Origin of the sequence: Pseudovibrio sp. JE062 (assembly GCF_000156235.1) — a bacterium.
In the GTDB taxonomy this organism is placed as follows: Bacteria; Pseudomonadota; Alphaproteobacteria; order Rhizobiales; family Stappiaceae; genus Pseudovibrio.
The window spans coordinates 1-24,498 of sequence record NZ_DS996809.1 but is presented as its reverse complement, the minus strand read 5'-3'; the positions used below and the strand labels follow the sequence as shown (position 1 = coordinate 24,498).

The following is a 24,498-nucleotide window of genomic DNA, read 5'->3' as shown; positions in this document are numbered from 1 at the left end:
GCTAGGTGATTTTAGTTATTTGCCCAGTGAACCTGCGACAGGTCATTGCCCGGTGTCGGAGAGTTGCGCCAAAGCCCCTTCACATTGGCATTCCAAACACCAGACTTCGCCAGCTGGAACAGATATACATTCACCGCATCGTCAGAGATGATCTGCTGAGCCTGTTTCAAAAGCTCATAACGCTTCTCTTCATCAACTGTCACATTCAGCTCTTCAATCACGTTCTTGAAGGCGTCACTGTTGTAGTTGAAGTAGTACTTCTCCCGCGCATAGATACCAATATCCATTGGCTCAACGTGAGAGACGATGGTGAAGTCGTAGTTGGTCTCTTTAAATACCTCAGAAAGCCACTGCGCCCATTCAACCGGAATGATCTTCAGGTCAATGCCAACTTTCTTCAGATCTGATGCAATCAATTCACCGCCACGGCGGGCATAGGTTGGTGGTGGCAATTTCAGTGTCGCACTGAAGCCATCAGCGTAACCGGCCTTGGCAAGCAGCTCTTTCGCCTTTGCTGGATCGTAAGGATAAAGTCCCGTCAGATCGTTATAGGCAGGGTGGTGCGGCGCAAAGTGTGTGCCGATTGGAGTGCCCAGACCGAACATTGCTCCGTCAATCAGCGCCTGCTTGTTAATCGCATGAGAAATAGCCTGACGGACCAGCTTGTTCTTAAGCGGGCCACGAGTGTTGTTCATCGCTAGAATGGTTTCACCTTCAGTGGTCCCAATCGCAACTTCAAAACGTGGATCAGCTTCAAACTGAGCAATGGTTTCTGGTGCAGAGAAGGTTGGAAACGCATCAAGGTCACCGGAGATCATCGCAGCAAAAGCAGCGTTGGGATCAGAGATAAAACGGAACGATGCTTTATCCAACTTAGGCTGATCACCCCAATAACCATCAAAGCGGGAAATGCGGATTTCCTGCCCCTTCATCCAGCGATCGAACTTGAATGGTCCGGTGCCAATCGGTTTCGTTTTGTTGCTCTCAGCTGATTTAGGAGAAACGATAACGGCGTCACCCCAAGCCAGATTATAAGCAAGATTGCCACTTGGCGTGGTGAGTTTGATATCAACGGTTTCCGGATCAACCACCACCACTTCACTAATCGCTGCAAACAAAGGCTTCTGGGCATTCACGCTGCCTTCCGCCCGTGCGCGATCGATGGAAAACTTGACATCCTCAGCTGAAAACGGTGTTCCGTCATGGAAGACAACACCCTTTTGCAGGTGGAAGCGATAGGTCATTCCATCTTCGCTCACATCCCAGGATTTGGCGAGAGAAGGCTGAACGCTACCATCCGGCCCGATACGTGTCAGACCCTGAAAGATGTTTTGATAAACCACTTCATCAATCGCAGCAGCTGCGCCTGCAGTCGCGTCAAGATGAGGAGGTTCAAGTACCATTCCCAAAGACAGGGATGATTTGGCTTCAGCAGAACCGTGCGCACCTGTAAGTGCTGCAAGGACGAGGGCCGCGCCTCCAGCAAGGCAAAGCAGCCGACTTTTTAATGACTTTGCATGCATTCCATTCCGTCCCTTATACTTTAAGAGTGCACGTGATCAGACTGTGTTCTTGTTATTGGGCTTGCATCAGGCTCTGTTAGAAGAGAGTACGCCGCCAGTGCCATTACTTTTGCGCTGTCTACGAGATCCTCAATTCCAACAAATTCGTCCGGCCTGTGCGCCATCTCAAGTTTGCCTGGGCCATACGCAATACAATCGTGCAAATGGCCAAGCCGTGTTATGTGCTTCTGATCATATGTCCCCGGAGAGACCACATATGACGCATCCTTTTGAAGCACGTCTTTAATTCCGTCTGCGACTGCGCGCGCGACTGGGGAGTCTTTGTCGGCCATCACAGGGAGAACTTCAAGGAGATCCTTAAGTTCATATTCGAAATTTCTACGTGTTTTACGCAGATTTTCTAATATTTCAACTATCTCTTGTTTCACGTCCTCCAAAGGCTCTTCAATCAAGAAGCGACGATCCAGTACGATGCGGCAGCTATCCGCAACACAAGGGGAGGGAAGACCGTCATGTCCTTCATCCTGCCCGCCATGTAACGAATTGATATTTAACGTTGATGATCGGGCGCCGGGAGGAATAACCGGCATTTGTGTTTGTTTTTTGCTGAGCGCAGGGTAAAGCTCGTCTTCAAGCACATTCAAAAACGCCCCCATGTGACGAATTGCGCTGTCTCCCAAGAACGGCATTGAGCCGTGGGCAATGGAGCCGCGAGTCTCGATCTCACTCCACCAGACCCCTCTGTGTCCAAGACAGACCTGATCCTTATGCAGTGGTTCCGGGATGATCACATGATCAACGCGAGGCTTGGAAAAATATCCGTGTCTGGCAAGATAAGCCACGCCGCCAAGCCCACCAGACTCTTCATCAACGGTGCCTGAGATCTCAATCGCACCGCAAAACTCGGGGAAACACTCAATCAGAGTTTCTGCCGCAATAATGGAAGAAGCCAAACCGCCCTTCATATCGCAGGCTCCACGCCCAAAGACCTTTCCGTCTTTGACAACCCCGGCAAATGGATCAACCGTCCAGCCATATCCAACTTCAACCACATCAATGTGTGAGTTGAAATGAACGCAAGGCCCGGGGCCGCGTCCCTCATAGCGACAGATGACATTGATACGCGGATAGCGATCAGAGTCGCCAGGGGTGCTTTCACCTCTGACATACTCAACCTGGAAGCCTTTGCGCCTCAAGCGTTCCCCAATGAACTCGGCACAGGGGCGATAAGCCTCTCCGGGAGGATTGATAGTTGGAAACGCAATCAGATCCCGTGTCAGAGCCACAAGCTCCTCTACTTTGCTCTCGACAGATTGCCTGAGTTCATCCCGCATTGTCCCCCCAATCAAATGCTTAAATGAATTAACGAATATCGTGACCCGTCCCAAATCGACTGAATACCCCTGAAAAGTACTAGGTAAGTTGACGATAAAGAGACTGGTAAAATGCCTTAATTACTTTTCGAGAGAATGTGTGGAACACTGAAACTCCACGTGTTTTGAGGGTTTTTGCCTGCACCTTCTGAGTTTACGAATAGTCTACTCGTTTGTTTGAAAGTGATCCTAAAAATATGACTGGCAATAGCATGAGCAAAATCACACCTGTGATTCTGTCGGGTGGGTTTGGATCTCGCCTCTGGCCTCTGTCCCGTAGAGAAAGGCCAAAACAATTCTTGCCAATCTTTTCAGGACAAAGCCTCTTTCAAAAGACATGTGAACGAGTGAGTTCCGAGCAATTCCGCGCGCCTCTGGTCATTTCCAATCAGGATCATCGCTTTCTGATCGGCGAGCAAATGGCAGAACTCGGTATTGAGCCTCAGGCCATCGTGCTGGAGCCATGCGGACGCAACACCGCTGCACCAGCGGCTCTTGCAGCTCTTATGGCGCTACAGACAGATGAAAACGCCATCGTATTGCTGCTGCCGTCAGATCATCTGGTCGCAGATGACAAAGAGTTTCTATGCGCTGTAGACGCAGCGCAGACTGCTGCTGATGCCGGGCAGATCGTGACCTTTGGTATTGAACCAAGCGAACCCAACACCGGCTACGGCTACATCAAGCTATGCGAGGGCAGTGAGTCTGTCCGCAAGGTCGATGCCTTTGTCGAAAAGCCGGACCAGGCGACCGCAGAGGAGTTCCTCAAAGACGGCAACTACCTTTGGAACGCCGGCATCTTCATGTACTCAGCTGCTGCCATGCGCGATGCTTTCCAAAAGCACGCCCCTGATATCTGGGAGCAGGTGGCCAAGGCCTCTGAGAATGCAAGGCACGATCTGGACTTCCTGAGATTGGAAGAAGAAGCCTTCGCACAGGTGCGCAACATCTCCTTTGACTATGCGATCATGGAAAATGAAGAGAATGTTGCCTGCGTTCCCACTGATCCGGGGTGGAGTGATCTGGGTTCTTGGCCTGCAATCTGGGAGTCCATGGCAAAGAATGATGAGGGTAACTCCGCTTTGGGCGACGCGATCTTCGAACAGTCCAAAAATTGCCTCGTTTATTCTGAAGATGCCCTCGTCAGCGTTGTCGGCTTGGAAGATGTCATGGTCGTCAACACCAAGGACGCACTCCTCGTCGCCGCAAAAGATAAGGCGCAGGACGTGAAGAAGGTGGTGGAACAATTGGACAAGGCAAACCGGCCTGAAACTGTTCAACACCGCCGCGTTTATCGCCCATGGGGATGGAGCGAGCGTATCTCAGAAGGCGAGCGCTTTCGTGTGCAGTCCATGATGATCGAACCTGGCAAAGGCCTGACACTGCAGCGCCACATCCACCGTGCAGAGCACTGGGTTGTTGTGAGTGGAACGCTGGAAGTGACCATTGATGGGAAAGATGAGCTGATTTCAGAAAATCAGTCTGTCTTTGTCCCGCTTGGAGCAAGGCACAAACTACAAAATCCGGGAAAAATCCCGGTTCGCATGATCGAAGTCCAGTCCGGCGCATACATCGCCGAGGATGATATCCTGCGAGTATAACGTGAATTTGAAAACCGTTTGGTGGGTAACGAAACACATTCAAACGGAGTTTGATAAAAGCGTCACGTCTCTGCACTACCAGTGATCTGATGCTTACCTAGGAGAAAATATGTCAGTTAAACCGGTTTCAAAGCTAACGCCGAACACCTTGGCCTATGAAACGACACCGTTGGTCAAGCCAACCGGTTTTCGCGAGTACGATGCGCGCTGGCTCTTTGAAGAAGAGATCAACCTGAAGGGCATTCAGGCGCTGGGCGAGGGGCTCGGAACTCTCATTCATGAACTTGGTGTTCGCCCTGAGATCGTAACCGGTCATGACTTTCGCGGTTACTCTGCCTCAATCAAAATGGCCTTGATCACTGGTCTCATGTCAGCTGGCATCAAGGTGCATGACATTGGCCTCGCCATGTCTCCAATGGCTTACTACGCTCAGTTTGATCTGGATGTCCCATGCGTGGCGATGGTCACAGCCTCCCACAACGACAACGGCTGGACCGGCGTAAAAATGGGCGCAAACCGTCCGCTGACCTTTGGTCCGGAAGAAATGGGTCGCCTGAAGGAGATCGTTCTGGAAGGCAAAAGTGATCTGCGTGGTGGTGGTTCCTATGAGTATCACCCGGATCTGGCAGACCGCTACATTGCGGATCTGACGGAACGCGAGAAGCTGAAACGCCCGATCAAAGCGGTCGTGGCATGTGGTAACGGCACAGCAGGTGCATTCGCACCTCGTATTCTTGAAGCGCTGGGTGTGGATGTTATTCCACTGGACTGCGAGCTGGATCATACCTTCCCGAACTACAACCCGAATCCGGAAGATATGAAGATGCTTCATGCGATCCGCGACAAGGTGCTGGAAACCGGCGCTGAAGTTGGTCTGGGCTTTGACGGTGATGGTGACCGCTGCGGTGTGGTTGATAACGAAGGTGAAGAGATCTTCGCAGATAAAGTCGGCGTCATGCTCGCCCGCGATATCTCCGCGTTACATCCGGAAACTCAGTTCGTTGTGGATGTGAAGTCAACCGGTCTCTACCACACGGACCCGGTCCTCAAGGCCAATGGTGCGAAGACTGACTACTTCAAAACCGGTCACTCTTACATCAAACGCCGCGTGACTGAGCTTGGTGCGATCGCTGGCTTCGAAAAGTCCGGCCACTATTTCTTCAACCCACCAATTGGCCGTGGGTATGATGATGGTGTTGTCTCTGCAGTTGCTGTTCTGGACATGATGGACCGCAACCCGGATAAGACCATGGCTGATCTGCGCCGTGACCTGCCAAAGACCTGGGGCTCCCCAACCATGGCAGCAAAATGCGCAGATGAGATCAAGTACGATGTGGTTGATCGTGTTGTTGAGCGCTTCAAGTCTATGAAGGCGGAAGGCGCGAAAGTATCCGGTCATGACATTGATGACCTCATCACCGTAAACGGCGTTCGTGTTGTTTGTGATGACGGCACCTGGGGCCTTGTTCGCGCATCCTCCAACAAACCTGAACTGGTTGTTGTGGTGGAAAGCCCAGTTTCTGAAGAGCGCCTGCACGAGATGTTCAAAGCAATGGATTCAGTCCTGCGCGAAAATCCAGAGGTTGGTGACTACAACCAGACACTTGCTGAACTGGCCTAACGCCTAAACAGAATAAAGACGCTAAAAACGCCGGCCTTATGGGGCCGGCGTTTTTGTTATGGGACTACTTGCACAAGGGGTGGGAGATGGCTAGTAGCCTGCAAAGTAAAGCAGATCGACAATGTACTTGCGCACCGCTGGGCCATGCGGTTTCGGCAATCCAATGATCGCATCATAAAGGCGGATCTCACTGTCACAGAGTTGCTTATCTGTTGGGTCCGCAGCAAAAATACGGCTCAGTGACTCCATCGGATACACTTTCACAAGCGCGTCAAAAGCTGCGTTCACCGGAAGATACAAGTCCGTATCGGTGGGCTTATCTGTTGCCTGCCCAATCACACGGATTTTCTTCTTCAATGGCTCTGCCGGGTAATGAATGACAAGCCCGTCATCCTTGGCTTTCACTTGCGCATCTGCAAGTAGGCGGAAGAGAACCAGCCCTTCTTTGGTGCTTTCGCTTTCCACCTCTGTGTAGCTGTCCAGAAACGCGCCAGTCGACCCGGAAAAGACCTGCGCACAAATCAGCTCACCCTTGCTTTTGTTCAGCTTCAAGGTGAGGGCACGCTTGGCTTTCAGGACCTCGATGATTTTATCGTCATCAGCATACTTCAGAAGTGGCCGATACACCTGCAGGGCACGATAGAGCAAGTCATGCAAACTCTTGGCCAACACCCGCTCATCAGAGCCTGATTGAATCTCTTTCTCAATTTGACTCTGCAGGTCTTTGTAAAGACTCGGAAAATCTCCCTTGATCACGGGCAGAGAGGGAATGTCCGCGATAAGCGTATCCAGCACTTTGGGCTGGTCCTTACCATCGGCAGCCTGGCTTTCCTGCGTCAGATATCCGCCAAAATCAAAATAAAGCAAGGTTGCCACGATAGTGACAACAACCAAAGGAACGCCAACGTACTCCGCAAGCTTACCAATCATCTCATTTTGCCTTCAAGTTACAGTCAGGAGGGTATGCCGACTGTATATTATAAATTATCAAAAATGACAATTTATAATTTTAATGGCTTGAAACCGACTCTAAATCAGTGTGTTACAGGTGGTTTCTAAAGAGATCCTTCTCTTGCTTTACCAGATCACTGATGAAATCCGAGACAGCTTTGATACGGCGCAGGTGTCGTGCGCTTTCATGGGTCACAAGATAGTAACTGCGCGAGATACGTCGTTCAGGCAGCACAGGCACGAAGTCATCATTTCCATCCGCAATAAACCCGTGAAGGATGCCGATCCCGCTGCCAGCGCGTACGGCTTCCGTCTGCCCAAGAGCACTGGCGCACTCTAGACGTGACTGCCACTCCTTGGAGAACTCAGCGGAGTAGTTGAGAGAGGAGGCAAAGATCAGATCGTCCACATATCCAATCAGGCGATGCTGCTTCAGCTCTTCTTCGGTCTGTGGCAGGCCATAGCGATCAGCATAGGTACGGGAGGCATAAAGGCCCAGAGAGTAATCCGTCAGTTTTCGGCTGACTAAACGCCCATGTTCTGGCTGGCCCACTGTCACGGCCAGATCTGCCTCTCGCTTTGAAAGGGAGAAAGCCCTGTGGAGTGGAACCAACTGCAGTGTCAGATCGGGATAACGTTCATTGAGAGCCCCAAGGCGTGGCGCCAGAAACGCAACTCCAAAGCCATCAGGTGCACCAATACGCACCGCACCGGAAAGCTCCACATCCGTCCCGCCGATTTCAGCGCGAGCAGAAAGCATCTCCGTTTCCATGCTCTCAGCAAACTCAAAGAACCGCTCACCTTCACTGGTCAAGGCGCAGCCTGTGGTTCGGCGATCAATCAGTTTAGCCTGCAATGCCGCCTCAAGTGCAGAGAGGCGGCGGGCCACGGTTGCATGGTTAAGACCTAGCCTTTGAGCAGCTCCCAAAATTTGTCCGGAGCGTGCCACAGCAAGAAACACTCTTGCATCATCCCAGTTCATGATTTTTGATTGCTCCCATTCCAAGTGCTGCGCAGTTTGTTCTTTAATTTTTGCACAACGGTTTCGAATATTATCTCATTGATATGCGAAAAATATAGTTCATGCTAGGGGCATAAAGAAATTCGCTCGCAGACCTGTAAAACGCATGCGTTTGCGGGCCGCAAGAATAGACCTGGAGAGGGAGGACCTCATGGAAGAGATCGGTCATTTCATCAATGGACAGCGCGTTGCAGGCAAGTCTGGCCGCGCAGCTGACGTTTTCAACCCAGCAACCGGTGAAGTTACAGCAAAAGTTGCTCTGGCAACCACAGCTGAACTGCAGGAAGCAGTAGCTATCGCTGAAAAAGCGCAGGTAGGCTGGGCAAAAACCAACCCACAGCGCCGCGCTCGCGTAATGATGAAGTTCGTATCTCTGCTTCATCGCGACATGGACAAGCTGGCATCCAAGCTGTCCGCAGAACACGGCAAAACCTTCCCTGATGCGAAGGGCGACGTGATCCGTGGTCTCGAAGTTGCAGAATTCTGCATCGGCGCACCGCACATGATGAAGGGTGAGTTCACCGAAGGCGCTGGTCCTGGCATCGACATGTACTCCATGCGCCAGCCACTGGGCGTTGTTGCGGGTATCACTCCATTCAACTTCCCTGCAATGATCCCGATGTGGAAGTTCTGTGTTGCGATCGCAGCTGGTAACTCCTTCATCCTCAAGCCATCCGAGCGTAACCCTTCCGTGCCTATGATGCTCGCTGAGCTGATGCAGGAAGCTGGTCTGCCAGACGGCGTTCTGAACGTTGTAAACGGCGACAAAGAATCTGTAGACGCAATCCTCGATGACCCGATCATCCAGGCTGTTGGCTTCGTTGGTTCCACCGCGATTGCTGAATACGTGTACACCCGCGGTACAGCTTCCGGTAAGCGCGTACAGTGCTTCGGCGGCGCGAAAAACCACATGCTCATCATGCCAGACGCTGATCTGGATCAGGCTGCTGACGCTCTGGTTGGTGCAGGCTTCGGTGCTGCTGGCGAACGCTGCATGGCGATCTCCGTTGCTGTTCCAGTTGGTCAGGAAACTGCAGACCGTCTCATCGAGAAGCTCATCCCACGCGTTGAAGCCCTCAAGGTTGGTCCTTACACCGCTGGCGACGACGTAGACTTCGGTCCAGTCATCACCCCACAGGCACGTGACCGTATCCTCGGTCTGGTGAACTCCGGCGTAGAGCAGGGCGCTAAGCTTGTTGTAGACGGTCGTGACTTCAAACTGCAGGGCTATGAAAACGGTAACTTCGTTGGTCCTTGCCTGTTCGACAACGCAACCAAAGACATGGACATCTACAAAGAAGAAATCTTTGGTCCGGTTCTGACAGTTGTTCGCGCAGAAAACTACGAAGAAGCTCTGAGCCTGCCAATGGATCACGAGTACGGCAACGGCACTGCAATCTTCACCCGTGACGGTGACACTGCACGTGACTTCGCAAGCCGCATCAACATCGGCATGGTCGGCATCAACGTGCCAATCCCTGTGCCGCTCGCTTACCACACCTTCGGCGGTTGGAAGCGTTCTGGCTTCGGCGATCTGAACCAGCACGGCCCAGACGGCTTCAAGTTCTACACCCGCACCAAGACAGTGACATCCCGCTGGCCTTCAGGTGTTAAAGAAGGTGCAGAATTCTCTATCCCAACAATGGGCTAAGCCTTCGGGACATAGATTTGGAAAAGGCGCTCTTCAGAGCGCCTTTTTTCATTCATGACTGCCAAGAGGGTAGGCGCAGGGCGCAGCCCCCACAGCCCGGCAGGGCTCGTAGTAAGCGATTTTGCTGGTGCTGCCATCATCCCACGTCAACTGAACAGCCAGGGCTTGCACAGTCCCACCAGGAAACTCGATGATGTAAGGCTGATGAATGCTTTGAGCTTCCACGCGGAAGGGATACTCCGGATCACAATCAGGAATGGGGAAGCTCTCATCGAGATCTTTGGAATCGATGGAATACTTAATTTCCTTCAGTCTGCAGCGCAGCGACATGATCGGCGCGAAGTTGACAATCTGCTTGCCATCCAGCGTCTGAAACGTGATCCAGCCCTGTGGTTGCAGGTCCTCCGCCATCGTCTGGAAAATCTCCAGCGGCGGAATCACATCACTGCGCTCGGCGGTAAAACCTTGCTTCTCGGAGGCAATGGATGCGGAGGTAAGGCCCAGGCCCCAAATTGCCGTCAGGAAAAGACGGCTAAAAGAGCGAAACATGGCAGGTTCTCTCCTTTTTGTTGTTATTCAGCAATATCAATTCGTTAGTTCGATGTAGGCTGAGATGTACAAGAGAACCCGGGGACCCTAGCGGAAAGCAGTTAATATTCCCGAAAATTCGGGAATCCATGAGCCATTTTGATTTTTATCGTGGCAGCTCTTCGGTAAAACCCCGTAAACCTCGGCAAAAGCAAGGCGCTTTGAGGCTCCTTAGATCTCTCCATGCGCGCACCTGTGCGCTTATGTCCCATACTAAATGGGGGGTCTTCGCCTCTGAGTTTATTGCGATTTATTAAAAAACTGGAGTAATTCTAACGAGCATGTTGCAGTGGAACACCGGACGGGTCGATTCCTTTGCGCAAGCAAGTCTAGGCAATTGAAGAGTTTTTTCGGAAATTGCTGATTAGAGTTACAGGCAGATGCCCCGGCTAAGAGGGAACCGGACAAGCGGAATGACTGAAAACCTAGCAGATGTAACAGAGCTATCCGATGCTGAAGTTGCGGAGGCAAATGCCACCGCCAAGAAACGTGGACGCAAAAAGTCCGCGGGTCAGATCTGGCTTCAGGAAGCGGTTCGCCCGGAAATGAAACTGGTGAAGCGCGGCGCATTGTTGCAAGGCCTCTCGGAACTCCTTTGGATTCCGCAGGCTGCACTTTTGGCTCTGGCAATTGCTGGCCTGATTGATCCACACGGACCAGGCCTCGATCCATTTTATGCAACAGCCTCCATTCTTATCCTGTCCGCCATCCGCCATGTGCTGAAGGTGAAGGGCGGCGAGATTGCTGTTCGCGCAGCCTCTAAGGCGCGCCACAGACTGGAAACCAGTCTGCTGAGCAATCTGACCAACCTGTCCCCGGCGACAGAACTTCCAGCAAGCGGGAAGGTGGCCTCCATTGCTGTCGACCATATTCAGGCCATTGGGCCTTACCTTGGTCGGTTCCTCCCTATTCAGGCACGCTTATCACTTGTTCCGCTGCTTTTGGTCGCCTCAGTTGCCTATGTCAGCTGGTTTGCAGCGCTTTGTCTGTTGGTGTTTGGGCCTCTGGTCCCGGTCTTCATGGCAATCGTTGGTATCCGCGCCAAGAAAGCCAGTGACCAACAGCTCGGTGTTCTCGCCGATATGGGGGGCCTTCTTCTTGACCGCCTCAGAGGCATGGAAACCTTACGCCTCTTCGGCGCGGTTAAGCGCTCTGAAGACGACATCCGCAAGCTGGGTGGTGACTTCCGCACCTCCACCATGCGCGTTCTGCGTATCGCCTTTCTTTCCAGCACTGCACTGGAACTGTTCAGCGCTGCGGCCATCGCTATCACAGCGATCTATGTTGGCTACTCTTTGCTCGGCGACTGGAACTTCGGCACATATGGTTCGCCGCTGACACTGGCTGGCGGCCTGTTTGTGCTGATGATCGTTCCTGAGTACTTCGCACCGCTCCGCGCCTTTGCAGCAGCCTATCATGACCGCGCAGCAGGCATTGCAGCAGCAGATCACATTGTTGAACTGCAAAAGCAGCTGGAAAAAGACGGTCTGGAAGATATCGTCGGAACAGGTCTTGATGTTGTGCCGCTGCCGGAAACTGGCGCGCTGACAATCAGAAGCCTCAGTGTTTCTCGCGACCACCGCACGATCCTATCAGACGTCAATCTGTCTCTGGGAGAACCGGAGCTGGTCGTCGTCAAAGGCCCAAGTGGTACCGGCAAATCCACCCTGATGGACTGCATTCTCGGCTTCCTTCCAGCAGATCAGGGCCAGATCGCATATGGCGGCTTACCGCTGACCTCTTATGGCCTGACCAACTGGCAACAAGCCATCTCAGTCCTTTCTCAAAATCCAGAGCTGTTCCACGGCTCCTTGCGTGCAAACCTGCATCGCGCGGACAAGTCCGCTGATGATGCAACGCTGACCCAAGCTCTGAAGCTGGCAGCCGTTGAGGAACTGCTCATCAAGATCCCGGATGGTCTGTCTGGTCAGATAGGTGAAGATGGCAAAGGCCTGTCTTTGGGCGAACGTCGCCGTTTCGCACTAGCGCGCGCAGCTCTGCGCAAAGACGCAAGATTGATCATCGCAGATGAACCAACAGCTGATCTGGACGGTGCCACTGCGCAGAAAGTGGTCGCCGCGCTGAAGAAGCTGGCGCACAACAAACCGGTTCTGGTCGCAACCCATGACCCGCGTGTCGTTGGGTCTGCTGATCGCGTGCTGACCCTGAAAGAAGGCGTGCTGGTTGAAGTGAATGAGCGTGAAGGAGAAGAGCAATGAGATCATCCCTTCGCATCATCTGGCTCCTGCAAAAAGAAGAGCCTTTAGCATTCTGGGGCGGCTTGTTTCTGGCCTTCCTTCCAGCTGCCGCTGGCATAGCCCTGTTGGCCGTCTCTGGTTACTTCATCACCGCAACGGCCATCGCAGGCCTGTCTGCTGGCGCGATTGCCTTTAACAGTGCCGCAGCAAGTCACATTCGCTGGTATGCTGCCATTCGCATCTTTGGGCGTTATCTGGAACGGGTGATTACCCACGATGCTACCTTCCGCTTTCTGGCAAACCTGCGCTCCGGCGTGTTCCGTGGCCTTGTCGCCCGCGAAAGCAACGGTACTTTAAGCCAGCGCTCTGCAACCGCACTCTCCCGCGTGGTGAGTGACGTGGATCAGCTTGATGGCCTGTTCCTGCGTCTGGTGGTTCCGCTTGCTTCTGCAACCATTATCACTGGTCTGACACTCGTCATCCTCTGGCAGTACTCCCCAATGGCGTCCATCGCTCTGGGTGCGGTACAAGCAGCAGGTCTGACTGTTCTGGCAAAGTCTGGTGGTCATCGCCAGAAAGCGCATGCCCGCAGGCTCAATGCAGCCCGCGATGCTCTGCGCGTTCGCGTCTCAGATCTGGTGCGCGGTCGTCGTGATCTCTCTGTTTTCGGTGGTCTGGAACAACAGCGTCAGGCAGCTCTGAAGGCTGTCAACCAGCTGGATGATGCGCAAGAGCAGAACGAACTGACCGACATGCGCAATCAGGCCGTTGTCAGCACCATGAGTCAGGTGATGGTGGCTGTGACCTTCCTGTTCGCAGCCTACTCCTACCAGCAAGGCCAGATGGAGCTGAAGCATATCGCTCTGTTTGCCTTCGTAGCTCTAGCCCTGCCAGAACTACTCATCTCCATCGCCAACAGTGCTGGCAGCTGGAGCAAGATGTCCGGTGCAGCCGATCGTGTTCGCTCTTTGCTCACAGTGGGGCAGGACAGTGAAGCTTTGCAAACAGCGCGCAGCAACTCTGAAACACCTGTATTTGAAGCGGGTAAGGATGCGCTGAGCCTCAAGGATATCCAGTTCGCCTATACTTCAAAAGCAACTGCTATTCTGGACAATGTTGACCTGGCTCTGCCAACTGGCAGCCGTACTGTGGTCATTGGCCCAAGCGGTGCTGGCAAATCCACTCTGGCAGCCATCGTGGCGCGCCTGCAAACGCCTCAGAACGGCTCTATCCAGATCGGCGGTGTTGAACTGAGCTGTCTGGCAGAAGACAAACTTCGCGCAACCCTGACTGTCGTCGGTCAGCGCACGCAGATCTTCCACAGCACCATCGCAGAGAACCTGCGCGTGGCCCGCGAAGACGCAACAGATGCTGAGCTCTGGGAAGCTCTGGCTCATGCTGGTTTGAAAGAGCTGGTGGAAGGCCGTCAAGAAAAGCTGGAAACCCGTCTGGGTGAAGGTGGTCTAGGCCTGTCTGGTGGTGAAGGTCGCCGTCTGGCGCTCGCCCGTGCATACCTACGCAACCCAGAAATCTGGATCGCGGACGAGCTGACCGAAGGTCTCGATCATGCGACTGCTGACAAAGTGCTAGCTTCCTTCCGCGCCATGACACGTGGCAAGACCGTCCTCATGGTCTCCCACCGCGCCAGTGAGCTGGAAGGCGCAGACCGCGTGCTGATGCTGGATGAGGGCAAGCTGGCTGAAGTTGCGTTGCCACTCTCTGATGAAATCAAAGGTCGCCTCCGCGACGATTAAAACAAACGCACTGGTGACGCCTGACGTTGCCAGTGCTTAGCCGCCGCATTCACGAAGCAGTGCGCCGATAAAAATCCATCTTCACACCACCTGCCGTATGCCCGGACTTGATGTGCTTTAGCGCGCGTACCTGTGCGCCGTCCTCAAACAACTTCTTGCCCTTGCCCAGGATCACAGGGAAGGTCAGAAGCCGGAACTCATCAATCAGATCATGCTCCAGAAGCTGCTGAATAAGCCTCCAGCTTCCATGCACTTGCAGCAGTGGCCCGTCCATCGCTTTCAAAGCACCAATCACCTCAGGCAGATCTCCATGGACGCGCCGTGTGTTGACCCATCCCAGATCATCCTGCTGAGACGTCACCACATACTTCTGAGCTGAGTTGATCGCTTGTGTCGCAGGATCATCAGGATCTGCCGTTTGCCAGAAGGCTGCAAACAGATCGTAAGTTTTGCGCCCGTAAAGGAAATCGTAGGGCAGGGACATGGCCTCAGCTTTTACAAGCTCCATCACCTCCATCCAATAGGGCTGGGCCCATCCGCCTAGATCAAAACCATCAGAGCGATCCTCATCAGGATGGCTCGGCGCCTGCATGACACCATCAACGCTTTGGAAGGTCAGAATTGCAAGATCACGCATGACGTCTGGTCTCCGGGGCCATCTGAAGTGAGCTGAATATGCAAGTCGCCCATGGTGAAACTAAGAAGGACGACGGAAGTTGAAACGTGCCTTTTAAAATCTATGCATAATACAGGGCGCGTCACGCCTTGCATCGATACCTGTAAAAAAGCGCAGCCCCAGATCTGAGGCCGCGCTCTAATTTACACACGGATCACGAGGATCAATCAGCCTTAGGCGGCCATCTGATTGCCCGGTGTTTCATGATCTGTGTCACCGTTGTTGTACAGGCTACCGAAGCGGTTGGAGAGGAAGTCATGCAGGTTGATGCTTTCCTGCTTCACGAAACCCTTCGCGTTCAGCTTACCTTCCATCATCAGATCCAGAGTGGCACAGATGCTGGCAGCGGTGGTGATCTGAATACCGCTCCAGTGCTTGCCCATGATCTCACGGTCATTGACCACATGAGAGTAGGACTTCTGCTGGAAACGGCCATCCTTCATACCGGTGGCAGTGATGAAGATGAGAACGCGGTCCTGCATGGTCACAGGAATGGAATCTTCCATCACTTCCTTCAGCAGCTCGCGCTTGTTGATGAAGCCCAGATCCTTCAGCAGCAACTCCATGATGTCACGATGACCTGGGTAGCGGATGGAAAGGTAACGCAGGCTCTGCACTTTGTCCTTCAGCGTCTCAGACAATGAGCCCAGACCGCCGGAGGTGTTGAACGCCTCATAATCAACGCCATCAAGGGAGAAGTGCTGCAGGCCGGCCAGAGCAGGCACCTTGGTCAGCTCGCCATTTTCAATAGCAAGACATGGGTTGCAGTACTCGTTGATCAGGCCATCGGTGGACCATGTCAGATTGTACTTCAGCTTGTTGGTTGGATAACGGGGCAGGGCGCCCACGCGCAGATGCAGGTCTTCAAGACTGTCAAACTGCTTTACCAGATCATAACCGGCAATGGAAACGAAACCGGGAGCGAGGCCGCATTGCGGAGCAAACGCCTTATTGGCGCCTTCTGCAATCTTCTCCACTTCTGCAGTGCTGGCCACATCTTCGGTCAGGTCAAGATAATGACAGTCTGCATCTTTCGCGGCCTGCGCGATCACCGGTGTCAGGAAAAACGGTGCAGCGGAAATAACTGCATCGCATCCTTTAAGAGCTTCCGTGAGTTTTCCCAGATCACTCACGTCCAGTGCTTCTGTTGTCACATGCGGCACGTCCAACGCTCCCAGCGCTTCCACACTCTGGTCCAGCATTTTGATCTGATAGTCACCTGAACCTTGCAACAGTGCAGCGATCATCCCACCGATCTTACCTGCACCCACAACAGCAACATGATGTCGGCTCATAAGCCCCTCCAAGCTTGTTTCGATTGACCAAGAGTCTACGTGAAAACACTGCCGGAGTTTACGGGGCAACTTGCCGAAATGACGTTTTATATCGTTGAAGTAACGGCGATTATGTCATATTGACATTAAAAAAGTAAAAATGACGATCTAAGCGTGTAAGGCGCACACGATTCGCCCCGGTGAAAATACGCAGCTGAGGCCATTTAAATCACCTGAGCAAAATATACGAATGCACAAGAGCTCTTACTTCTCAATGCTATAGGTGTTTTGAGGCATGAATGGACGCTGCCGTTCAAACTTTTTCGTCAGCACGATCGAAGAACGTGTGCGTTCTACACCCGGGATAGCGGCAATCTCATCGAGCACCGCATCCAGCTCTTCCAGTCGATCCGGCTCCACAATGAGGCAGAGATCAAACTCACCGGAGATAGTCAGGCAGCTGCGAATTTCAGGATAGGACTCCAGCTGGGCAATCAACTCGCGAGAACGTTGTTGAGCCACAGAAAGCATCACAAGGGCTTGAACACGCTTCTGATCCTGCTCATCTCCAAGGATGGCTGTGTAGCCGATAATGATCCCTTTGCGCTCAAGGCGGGCAATACGCTCCTGAACGGTGGAGCGGGCAACGTCCAGACGCCGCGCAATTGAAGAAACCGGTTCCCGGGCATTGCCCTGCAAAATGGCAATCAGCTTACGGTCCAGCTCATCCTTAATCTCGGCCATACAATGTCCTTCAAATTTTTGCGGCAATATAACAGCAATATCGTCAATTTGGCAGTACGATCAGGCAAAACTAACAGCTTACGACGCGATCTGCCGACAAAGCCTTTGAGATCAAAGGATAAACCCATATCTGATCTTCAGGTTTTCCCAAGGCTGCAGAAATCCCAAAAACCCCGTTGCGCTCCAAAATATGTGACGTTATAAAGTAACAAATTTGAATGTAATACTATAACGGATGGTTGTGGCACGTATGAAGCATCTCCTGAGTTCAATGAGTATTCTTGGCCTTCTCGCAGGAAGCGTCTCCTTCCCAGCGCTGGCACAGGCCGAGGTCAAAGTGGTGGCGTCCATCAAGCCGATCCACTCTCTTGTGGCAAGCGTGATGAAAGGCGTAGGCACGCCTGATCTGGTCGTCGAAGGGGCAGGGTCTCCGCACACGTACAGCTTGCGTCCGTCAACAGCACGCAAGATTGCAAATGCCGACGTCGTGTTCTGGGTCGGCCCGCAGATGGAAAGTTTCCTTGAAACCCCGCTTGAGAACCTTGCAAACGATGCAACCATCGTAACGCTGAAAGATTCCCACGGTCTGACGCTTCTGAACTTCCGTGAAGGTGGCAACTTCGAAGGTCACGATCACGATGACCATGCGGGCGAAACTGCTGAAGAGCATGCAGCACACGCCGGCGAAACTGCTGAAGAGCATGCAGCACACGCCGGTGAAACAGCGGAAGAACATGCAGCACACGCCGGTGAAACTGCGGAAGAACATGCAGCACACGCCGACGAAGCGCATGAAGAGCACGCTGATCACGATCATGAGAAGCATGAAGAGCATGCCGATCATGACCATGAGAAGCACGAAGAGCATGCTGAACATGACCACGAGAAGCATGAAGAGCATGCTGAGCATGACCACGAGAAGCATGAAGAACATGCTGATCATGAAAAGCATGAGGAACATGCTGAACATGCAGGTCATGACCACGGCGCAGAAGCTTTCGACATGCATATCTGGCTGTCTCCAGCCAATGCAATTGCCATGCTGCATGAGATTGAAGAAACTCTCTCCAAGGCCGACCCTGCAAACGCTGCCAAGTATGCAGCCAATGCAAAAGCAGAAGCTGAGGAGATTTCCAAGGTTTCTGATGCTCTGAAAGCGGATCTCAAAGACTATCAGAGCAAACCGTTCGTGGTGTTCCACGATGCTTACCGCTACTTCGAAGAGGCTTACAACCTCAACGCTGTTGGCTCCGTGACTGTCAGCCCGGAAGTGCTGCCAGGTGCAAAACGCCTGACTGAAGTGCGCGCAAAGCTGGAAAATCTGGGCGTGAGCTGCGTCTTCTCTGAGGCTCAGTTCAACCCAAGAATGGTTGCAGTTCTGAAAGAGGGCACTGGCGTAAACTCTGCTGAGATCGATCCTCTGGGATCCACACTGGACTCCGGTCCGCAGCTTTACACAGAGTTGCTGAAGCAGATGGGCTCCGCGTTCAACACCTGCCTCTCTGGCAACTCATAGGTTTTGAAATAACAAGAATAACAGGCAGACAGGCGGCTCCATATCAATATGGCTGCCTGTTTCGCTCACCCCCAAACTGGGCCATGGGCTATAAACGTGCTCCCGAAAATCTTCTACCAGTTTTCATCAAGGGCCTGCGAGACGATCAGGTGCAAAGACGGGAGTGATCTCCCTCTGGGGGATTACATCGCACCTTCTTCTTCCAGCCTGTGGCTCCATCTTTCCAGAATACCTTCCAGCGCCTCCCGGTCTTGCGGGTCCAGCACCTTCAGCATCTCCGCTTCCAGCGCAAAGTGCTTGGCAGCCGCTTCTTCCACCAGCTCGCGACCTTTGTCTGTCAGGTGGATCATCAGCGCACGGCGATCTTCTGGGTTAGGATTGCGGCACACCAGACCCAGCTTCTCCAGCTTGTCCAGTCGGCTGGTCATGGTGCCAGACGTCAGCATGCTGGATTTGGTAAGTTCGGTCGGGCGCAGCGCATAAGGCTCGCCGCTGCGGCGCAAGGTAGCCAGAACATCAAAGTCACCCGTCGCCAGACCAAACTTGGCAAAGTTGGCCGAAAGGTCCTTGTTGATCTGCATGTTGATCCGCATCATCCGCGCCAGCACATACATCGGGCTGGCATCAACCTCAGGATACTCGCTCTTCCACTGGCGCACGACGCGTGCAACGTGATCACTCATGGTTACTCTCAATAATCTGGCTTGCAGCAATACAAAGGTATATTGCAGAGGAATTACTTGATATCAAGATACTTGACGGTTCTGCGTAGATATCCTAAGCATCATGTGAATTAGTTTGAAATCAAAATAATTGAGGTCGAGATATTATGCTCGTTCAGCTGCGCACAGCGCTCACCCCCGCCATCTGGGGCACCACCTACGCTGTCACCACGCTGCTTCTGCCATCAGAAGACCCGGTCTGGATGGTCGTCTACCGCTTGCTACCCGCCGGCCTGCTGCTTCTTGCCTTTGCACCCGGAGTGCTGAAAGGCCAATGGGTGAAGCGGGCCATGATCATTGGCCTGACCAACCTATCCATGATCTTCTTCGTGTTCATCGCCGCCTTCCGCCTCCCAAGCGGCATGGCCGGAACACTCATGGCAACGCTGCCTCTGCAGATCATCTTCTACATCTGGATACTCGACGGCAAAACGCCGGTCGCACGCCAGATGTTTGCCTCGCTCATTGGCCTGTTTGGCGTCGGCATGTTGCTGCTGGGAGCAGTGGAACTGGACTGGATCGGCATCGGCGCTGCACTCGCGGCCTGTTTGAGCACCTTCACCGGCGTGTATTTGAGCGGGAAGTGGGGCAGGCCGGATGTCAGCATGGTGACGTATACCGGCTGGCACGTGACCCTCGGCGGCCTTTATGCTGTACCAATCGCGCTTGTGCTGGAAGGCGCAGCTCCAGTACCGGACCTGAACATGGCACTGGCGTTCTTCTGGATCGGTATTTTAGGGATGGGCTGGGCCTCTGTGAACTGGCTCAATGGTATCGTCCAACTCAACCCAACAACCATCGGCTTCTTGTCACTGGTCAACCCGGTCTCAGCAGTGCTCTGCGGTCAGTTACTAGTAGGAGAAGAGTTTGGCTGGCGCCAGTGGACTGGCATTGTTATCGTGCTGGGAAGTATCGTCTACGCCCTGAAGACCCCAAGCAGAGCAAAGGTTGCAACACAAACGAAAGATGCGGCAGCAACCAGCTAGAGTGCGTTCCGTTTGATTGAATTTAATCAAACGACAAGAATTCGCTCAAAGTAAAGAAGTTAGAGTATGAGACGTGAACGCAAATGAGCGCAACATGCTCTAAAGCGTTTTCCCGAAAGTCGGGTTCGGTTTTCGGGAAACAAGACGCATCAGCGTAAAAAGGAAAGATTAGCGTAGGTAAGCGATGTAAGCGTCCTGCGCTTTTTGCATGGCCTCAACCTTGTCGTTGACGTCACCTTTGCACACAACACCGTTGTGATGCAGTTCCCACCGCCATGGCTTACGGTGCGTATCGCCATCTTCGCGATGCACGCGCATGCTCATTTCAGTACTAAGAACGCCCGTACCCACGCTGTGATCAGGGACATTTCTCCAAAGCTGACGCCACTGAAACTTCTTGGACATAGTAATTTAGCACCCGATGTTCTTCCTATGTTCTCATTGTGAAATGATTCCATTAAAATTCTCCTAACGGATGTTAAGGATTGGCCCCGCAACCACGCAGAAACAGCCCAAACACGCGGTTTGGGCTGCCCAATTTTCATGAAATTTTCTGTTCTCAAACGGCCTGTTTTATAGAACAAAGCCTCTGGATACAGGCGCCTTTATCTGGAAGGCTTAGGTGCCTGCACCTTACCATCCGGCATCACTTTACCCTTCGAGCCACCTTCCAGATCGAAGCGATAAGCATCTCTGTTCACCGCATCGTCTTCGGCAGTTTCCAGCTTGGTCTCAAGCTGGTCGACAACCGTTTCGCTGGAGATCTCAAAACCTTTGCCTTTGATCGGCTCAGAGAATGGTTCTGTATAAAGATCAGAACCCCACTGCGGCTTCAGGCCGTGGTTGGCAGCACCCAGATTAACCTCAACGGCAGAGTGGTGCTCATCACCAACCAGATATCCGGTGGCCAGCCAGCGTCCAAGTTCCTTCACCTGGTTATCAGCATTCGGACCTTCCAGACCCAGCTCTTTCATCACACCCTTACCAAGCAAGCGAATGCCTGTGAGGAAGCGATCTGTGGTGCCGGACGGACCTGCCACCGTTGGCTTGTTGTGCATCTCGGCATCCTTGGCAAAGCCAGTGCCGTCTTTCACATCCCAGACGGAGAAGCCGGGCTGATGCTCAACAATCACCTTGTCGTCAGGCATATCGCCGCCTTTGACAGGCTTGCCTTCCTTGAACTGATAATCCTCACGGTCATGACGGTTGCGCGGATTGGTTCTTGCGAAGTTCTCCTCGCGCTCTGTCAGGCGTTTGTTTGCTTTAAGATCAGCAGCTGATGCCCAGGCACCATCACCGCCTTTTTTGCTGCGCTCACGATACTTGCGCTGGTTGGCCGTCAGGCTTTGTCCGGCAAGCGCGTCGTTTTGCGGAACCGGTCCATCAACTTGCTCAGAACCGGGCACTTCGCCATAAAGCTCTGGATGCTCAGAGGCGTTCTGCTTGTTCTCATTCCGATAAGTGTAAAGCTTCAGCTCATCTGGATCAGCGTCGGATCTCGCATTCCGCGGACGACCGAACTTGAAGCTCTTCAGGTACTCAATATCGATGATGTCCTTCATCTTCTCCTGAAGTTCAGGAGAGTTGTAAATTTTCTCCATGGCCTGCCGGAAAGCAGGGGAGTTGGACAGATCGAAATAAGCGGTGCCTTTTTCGCGGATCGTAATATCGTTGTCTTCCTTGCCCTTCTTGGCACTGTCGACAATCTTGGTGAAACCACCGGCACCCAGCTGTCCCACAACACCATATTTCGGGTTATCACCCGTATAAGCGTTCATGGCATCCAACGTGCCTTTCAGCTCATCATCCCCTTCAAGGCGCGTGAACACGGTCACGATGCTCTTGATCAGGCTGTCAGCTGTCTTGTGAGCGGCTTTACTTTCAGAGGCGATCTGTGCAATCGACGCTTCAACGGCCTTGTTGTCGGCAACGGTGAGCTTGTCGTCTTTGGGGACGCTGGCTAGAATCTGCGCAGCCTGCTGCACATCATCAGGAAATTTGATGCTCAGCTCCTGGAAAACGCGTTTCGCCCAGCTCAGCTCGTCTTGATTTCCTGATCCCTCAGGTTGTTGTTGTGCTCCACCCAGCATAGACACACTCCTCAGAAAGATGACCATACGACTTCATCTCTGAACAATGTCGGGGGCGCATTGCATGGGCTTTAAAATAATCGATAAAATGTCTCGTGGCGTGTTCACAAAGTTCACGATGGTTATGCCAGCATTGTCATGTTGACGCCGGTTTGATTAAAACTCGGCCCACCACCGTTTATAAGAGGTTCTCCAGCACCTTCCGCAAAGCACAAGGCGCAAGAGAACCATTTAGGCTTTAACCGTGAGAAACAGCCATTTGCCGCTGTAGGCTTAACGGATGACGGTCTCTCACGATCTTGTTATTGCGCAAAATACTGCGGAGCTGACTTTAGGTAAGACCCATAGGCCTGCGCATTGGGGTAAGAGAACTGCTCAGCCAGCGGATTGCTGCGCTTGCGCTTGGCCGCTCCAATGTCCTGCAGTAACTCATCAAAGTGCTTGAAGTGGAACGGAGCAGAACACAGTCCGCCATAAACCTGCGCAGCAGGCCGATCATCCCGTCGCCAGTCCAGCATCTCATCAATGTTCTGACGCATCTGCGTATCGGATGGTTGGTTAGCCAGTTGCCCATCTGCATACCGCACCAGCCAGTTGGCGATCATCTCGGCAGAAAGAACCGTACAGAAGCTGGAATTGAAGCCCACAAATCCCATTTCTGGCAGGTCAGGGTTCACAGAAAGACGGTAAGTGCGATATTGCCCGTCATCTTCAATCAGCTTGTTACGATACTCCTCTGCCAGATACGGAATGCCCAGTTTCCAACCAACGGCCAGCACGGACACGTCGCAGCCAACCTTATCGCCTGTCGTCAACACTGCCTGATCACCCTCATAATGATCAATGGTGCCCTGAACCGGCTTGATCTTGCCGCTTTTGAAGCCCTCAAACAGACCGGGTGTAACGATGGGAATAGAGCAGGAGATGTCCTTCTCAATAGGTACCTTCGGCACCATATCCCACTTCTTCAGCCCCAACTGAAGCTTCAACAGCATCTCAAGCCCGCGGAAGTTCGCCCAGATAAACGGCTTGGCCAGCGCAGCCATAGCCTTTTGCAGCGGGTTTCGGCCCCAGCTGTTGAACTGCAGCTCCTGTGCCCGCATGTAAAGCAAACGCTTGAAGTTGATGCCGCCCACAAAGTAGGGCACCCGCCACACGGGCTCACGATACACCAGTGTTACCTGAGAAGCTCCATTCTGCGCTGCGTTCACCGCCACATCAGTCGCTGATTTGGAGCCACCCAAAACGACCACCCGTTTGCCTTGAGCGCGGGAAGGATCTGTGTAGTCGGAGGAGTGCATCACCGCACCGCCCTGCGCCTCAAACGCCTCCTGTCCAGGATGACTGATGATGTTCTTCTCAGAAAACTGGCCCGTTGAAATAACAACAAAGTCAAAGTCTTCCTTACGAACCTTACCAGCCGCATCCAGCGTCAGCGTCCATCCCGGTTGGCCATCCTCTCGCCGGTCCATGGAAAGCACGGAGGTGTTCAGCTGGAACAACCGATGCAGCTTGTGCTTACGGGCGTAGGAATGCAGGTAGGCATGCACCTGCGGTCCTTTAGGCCATTCCGGATACTCATCAGGCATGGGCAGATCCGTATAGCAATACAGATCTTTTGGAGACTGGGTCTGCACCCCCGGATAGGATCTGGAAAGCTCCCAAACCCCACCGAAATCATGCGTGCGCTCATACCCGAACACCCGGTGCCCACGCTCGTCAAAGGCTTTCGCAGCCGCAAGACCGCTCACGCCGCCGCCAATGACAGCAACTTTCTTCTTCTTCACCATGTCAGCCACCCTTATTCAGCAGGTGGCGGAAGGAAGTCGACTTCATGAAGGGCAGAGATGCGCACAAGCTCTTCCGGATCTGTCACGCCGTCCAAAGCCTCAAACAGATCATAGAGCTTGCGGGAAGGGGCCACACCGAACACGCAGGTCGCTTCATCGCCGGAGCGGTTGAAGATCCCGTGCGCAATTCCGCGTGGCATTCTGATCGTATCTCCCGGGCTGGCTTTGTGGCAGGCCTCTCCAAACTCCACCTCAAGCTCACCCGTAAGCACCGTGATCCACTCATCCTGTGTCGGATGAATATGCGGCGGCACAAATGTCTCGTCCGGTATGGCCGCATGCCAGATAAACACGTTTTCAGTCAGCACTTTAGGTGTGTATGTATGGCCAACAACATTCCAGCTGGTGTTGTCATTAAT

20 protein-coding genes are annotated in these 24,498 nt (G+C 53.1%); 7 read left to right on the top strand and 13 right to left on the bottom strand.

The window, feature by feature from the left end:
- Positions 1-11 precede the first annotated feature (11 nt).
- Positions 12-1,523 carry an ABC transporter substrate-binding protein gene (locus PJE062_RS12505; protein WP_008549534.1) on the bottom strand — a complete coding sequence of 504 codons (1,512 nt, stop codon included), beginning with the start codon at positions 1,521-1,523 and terminating at the stop codon, positions 12-14.
- A 20-nt stretch (positions 1,524-1,543) separates the two neighbouring features.
- Complete coding sequence (locus tag PJE062_RS12500; protein ID WP_008549953.1) at positions 1,544-2,857, bottom strand: acetylornithine deacetylase/succinyl-diaminopimelate desuccinylase family protein; 1,314 nt, start codon at positions 2,855-2,857, stop codon at positions 1,544-1,546.
- Positions 2,858-3,093: 236 nt separating this feature from the next.
- Between PJE062_RS12500 and PJE062_RS12495 the strand changes: the two genes are divergently transcribed.
- The gene (locus PJE062_RS12495) at positions 3,094-4,497 is read left to right on the top strand and encodes a mannose-1-phosphate guanylyltransferase/mannose-6-phosphate isomerase (RefSeq protein ID WP_208982291.1); all 1,404 of its coding nucleotides are present in this window, start codon (positions 3,094-3,096) and stop codon (positions 4,495-4,497) included.
- A 109-nt stretch (positions 4,498-4,606) separates the two neighbouring features.
- On the top strand, positions 4,607-6,118 hold the full coding sequence (locus PJE062_RS12490; RefSeq protein ID WP_008549646.1) for a phosphomannomutase/phosphoglucomutase: 1,512 nt from the start codon (positions 4,607-4,609) through the stop codon (positions 6,116-6,118).
- A gap of 90 nt (positions 6,119-6,208) precedes the next feature.
- On the opposite strand, the gene PJE062_RS12485 is transcribed toward PJE062_RS12490, so the two are convergent.
- Together PJE062_RS12485 and PJE062_RS12480 are read right to left on the bottom strand one after the other, a co-directional pair.
- Positions 6,209-7,048, bottom strand: coding sequence for a hypothetical protein (locus PJE062_RS12485; RefSeq protein WP_008549660.1), 840 nt, complete (start codon positions 7,046-7,048; stop codon positions 6,209-6,211).
- Between the two features lie 112 nt (positions 7,049-7,160).
- Positions 7,161-8,051, bottom strand: coding sequence for a LysR family transcriptional regulator (locus tag PJE062_RS12480; protein WP_008550093.1), 891 nt, complete (start codon positions 8,049-8,051; stop codon positions 7,161-7,163).
- Positions 8,052-8,241: 190 nt separating this feature from the next.
- On the opposite strand from PJE062_RS12480, the gene PJE062_RS12475 reads away from it, so the two are divergent.
- Positions 8,242-9,741 (top strand): CoA-acylating methylmalonate-semialdehyde dehydrogenase, encoded by a 1,500-nt coding sequence (locus PJE062_RS12475; protein WP_008549559.1) that lies wholly within the window; start codon positions 8,242-8,244, stop codon positions 9,739-9,741.
- Positions 9,742-9,789: 48 nt separating this feature from the next.
- Here the strand turns inward: PJE062_RS12475 and PJE062_RS12470 are convergent, their stop codons facing one another.
- Positions 9,790-10,290 (bottom strand): hypothetical protein, encoded by a 501-nt coding sequence (locus PJE062_RS12470; RefSeq protein ID WP_008549717.1) that lies wholly within the window; start codon positions 10,288-10,290, stop codon positions 9,790-9,792.
- Between the two features lie 452 nt (positions 10,291-10,742).
- Between PJE062_RS12470 and cydD the strand changes: the two genes are divergently transcribed.
- A complete protein-coding gene (cydD, locus tag PJE062_RS12465; RefSeq protein WP_008549570.1) occupies positions 10,743-12,548 on the top strand; it encodes a thiol reductant ABC exporter subunit CydD in 1,806 nt (601 codons plus the stop codon).
- Positions 12,545-14,281 (top strand): thiol reductant ABC exporter subunit CydC, encoded by a 1,737-nt coding sequence (gene cydC / locus PJE062_RS12460; RefSeq protein ID WP_008550001.1) that lies wholly within the window; start codon positions 12,545-12,547, stop codon positions 14,279-14,281. Before cydD ends, cydC begins: the two co-directional genes overlap by 4 nt.
- A gap of 49 nt (positions 14,282-14,330) precedes the next feature.
- Here cydC and PJE062_RS12455 read toward each other — a convergent pair whose 3' ends face one another.
- The 3 genes from PJE062_RS12455 to PJE062_RS12445 form a co-directional block, all read right to left on the bottom strand.
- Positions 14,331-14,918: a dihydrofolate reductase family protein gene (locus PJE062_RS12455; protein WP_008550059.1), complete on the bottom strand. Its 588-nt coding sequence runs from the start codon at positions 14,916-14,918 to the stop codon at positions 14,331-14,333.
- Positions 14,919-15,130: 212 nt separating this feature from the next.
- Positions 15,131-16,252 carry a saccharopine dehydrogenase family protein gene (locus PJE062_RS12450; RefSeq protein WP_008549672.1) on the bottom strand — a complete coding sequence of 374 codons (1,122 nt, stop codon included), beginning with the start codon at positions 16,250-16,252 and terminating at the stop codon, positions 15,131-15,133.
- A 243-nt stretch (positions 16,253-16,495) separates the two neighbouring features.
- Positions 16,496-16,975, bottom strand: a complete 480-nt coding sequence (locus PJE062_RS12445; RefSeq protein ID WP_008549632.1) for an Lrp/AsnC family transcriptional regulator — start codon at positions 16,973-16,975, stop codon at positions 16,496-16,498.
- 250 nt (positions 16,976-17,225) lie between these two features.
- Between PJE062_RS12445 and PJE062_RS12440 the strand changes: the two genes are divergently transcribed.
- Positions 17,226-18,491, top strand: coding sequence for a zinc ABC transporter substrate-binding protein (locus PJE062_RS12440; RefSeq protein WP_008549496.1), 1,266 nt, complete (start codon positions 17,226-17,228; stop codon positions 18,489-18,491).
- A gap of 182 nt (positions 18,492-18,673) precedes the next feature.
- On the opposite strand, the gene PJE062_RS12435 is transcribed toward PJE062_RS12440, so the two are convergent.
- On the bottom strand, positions 18,674-19,174 hold the full coding sequence (locus tag PJE062_RS12435; RefSeq protein WP_008549743.1) for a MarR family winged helix-turn-helix transcriptional regulator: 501 nt from the start codon (positions 19,172-19,174) through the stop codon (positions 18,674-18,676).
- A 146-nt stretch (positions 19,175-19,320) separates the two neighbouring features.
- Here PJE062_RS12435 and PJE062_RS12430 point away from each other — a divergent pair, with 146 nt between their 5' ends.
- The gene (locus PJE062_RS12430) at positions 19,321-20,199 is read left to right on the top strand and encodes a DMT family transporter (protein WP_008549516.1); all 879 of its coding nucleotides are present in this window, start codon (positions 19,321-19,323) and stop codon (positions 20,197-20,199) included.
- A 168-nt stretch (positions 20,200-20,367) separates the two neighbouring features.
- Here the strand turns inward: PJE062_RS12430 and PJE062_RS12425 are convergent, their stop codons facing one another.
- The 4 genes from PJE062_RS12425 to PJE062_RS12410 form a co-directional block, all read right to left on the bottom strand.
- Positions 20,368-20,604 carry a hypothetical protein gene (locus PJE062_RS12425; protein ID WP_008549615.1) on the bottom strand — a complete coding sequence of 79 codons (237 nt, stop codon included), beginning with the start codon at positions 20,602-20,604 and terminating at the stop codon, positions 20,368-20,370.
- Positions 20,605-20,804: 200 nt separating this feature from the next.
- Positions 20,805-22,289 (bottom strand): hypothetical protein, encoded by a 1,485-nt coding sequence (locus PJE062_RS12420; protein WP_008550081.1) that lies wholly within the window; start codon positions 22,287-22,289, stop codon positions 20,805-20,807.
- A 302-nt stretch (positions 22,290-22,591) separates the two neighbouring features.
- Positions 22,592-24,079: an NAD(P)/FAD-dependent oxidoreductase gene (locus tag PJE062_RS12415; RefSeq protein WP_008549875.1), complete on the bottom strand. Its 1,488-nt coding sequence runs from the start codon at positions 24,077-24,079 to the stop codon at positions 22,592-22,594.
- An 11-nt stretch (positions 24,080-24,090) separates the two neighbouring features.
- Positions 24,091-24,498, bottom strand: a complete 408-nt coding sequence (locus PJE062_RS12410) for a cupin domain-containing protein (protein ID WP_083793246.1) — start codon at positions 24,496-24,498, stop codon at positions 24,091-24,093.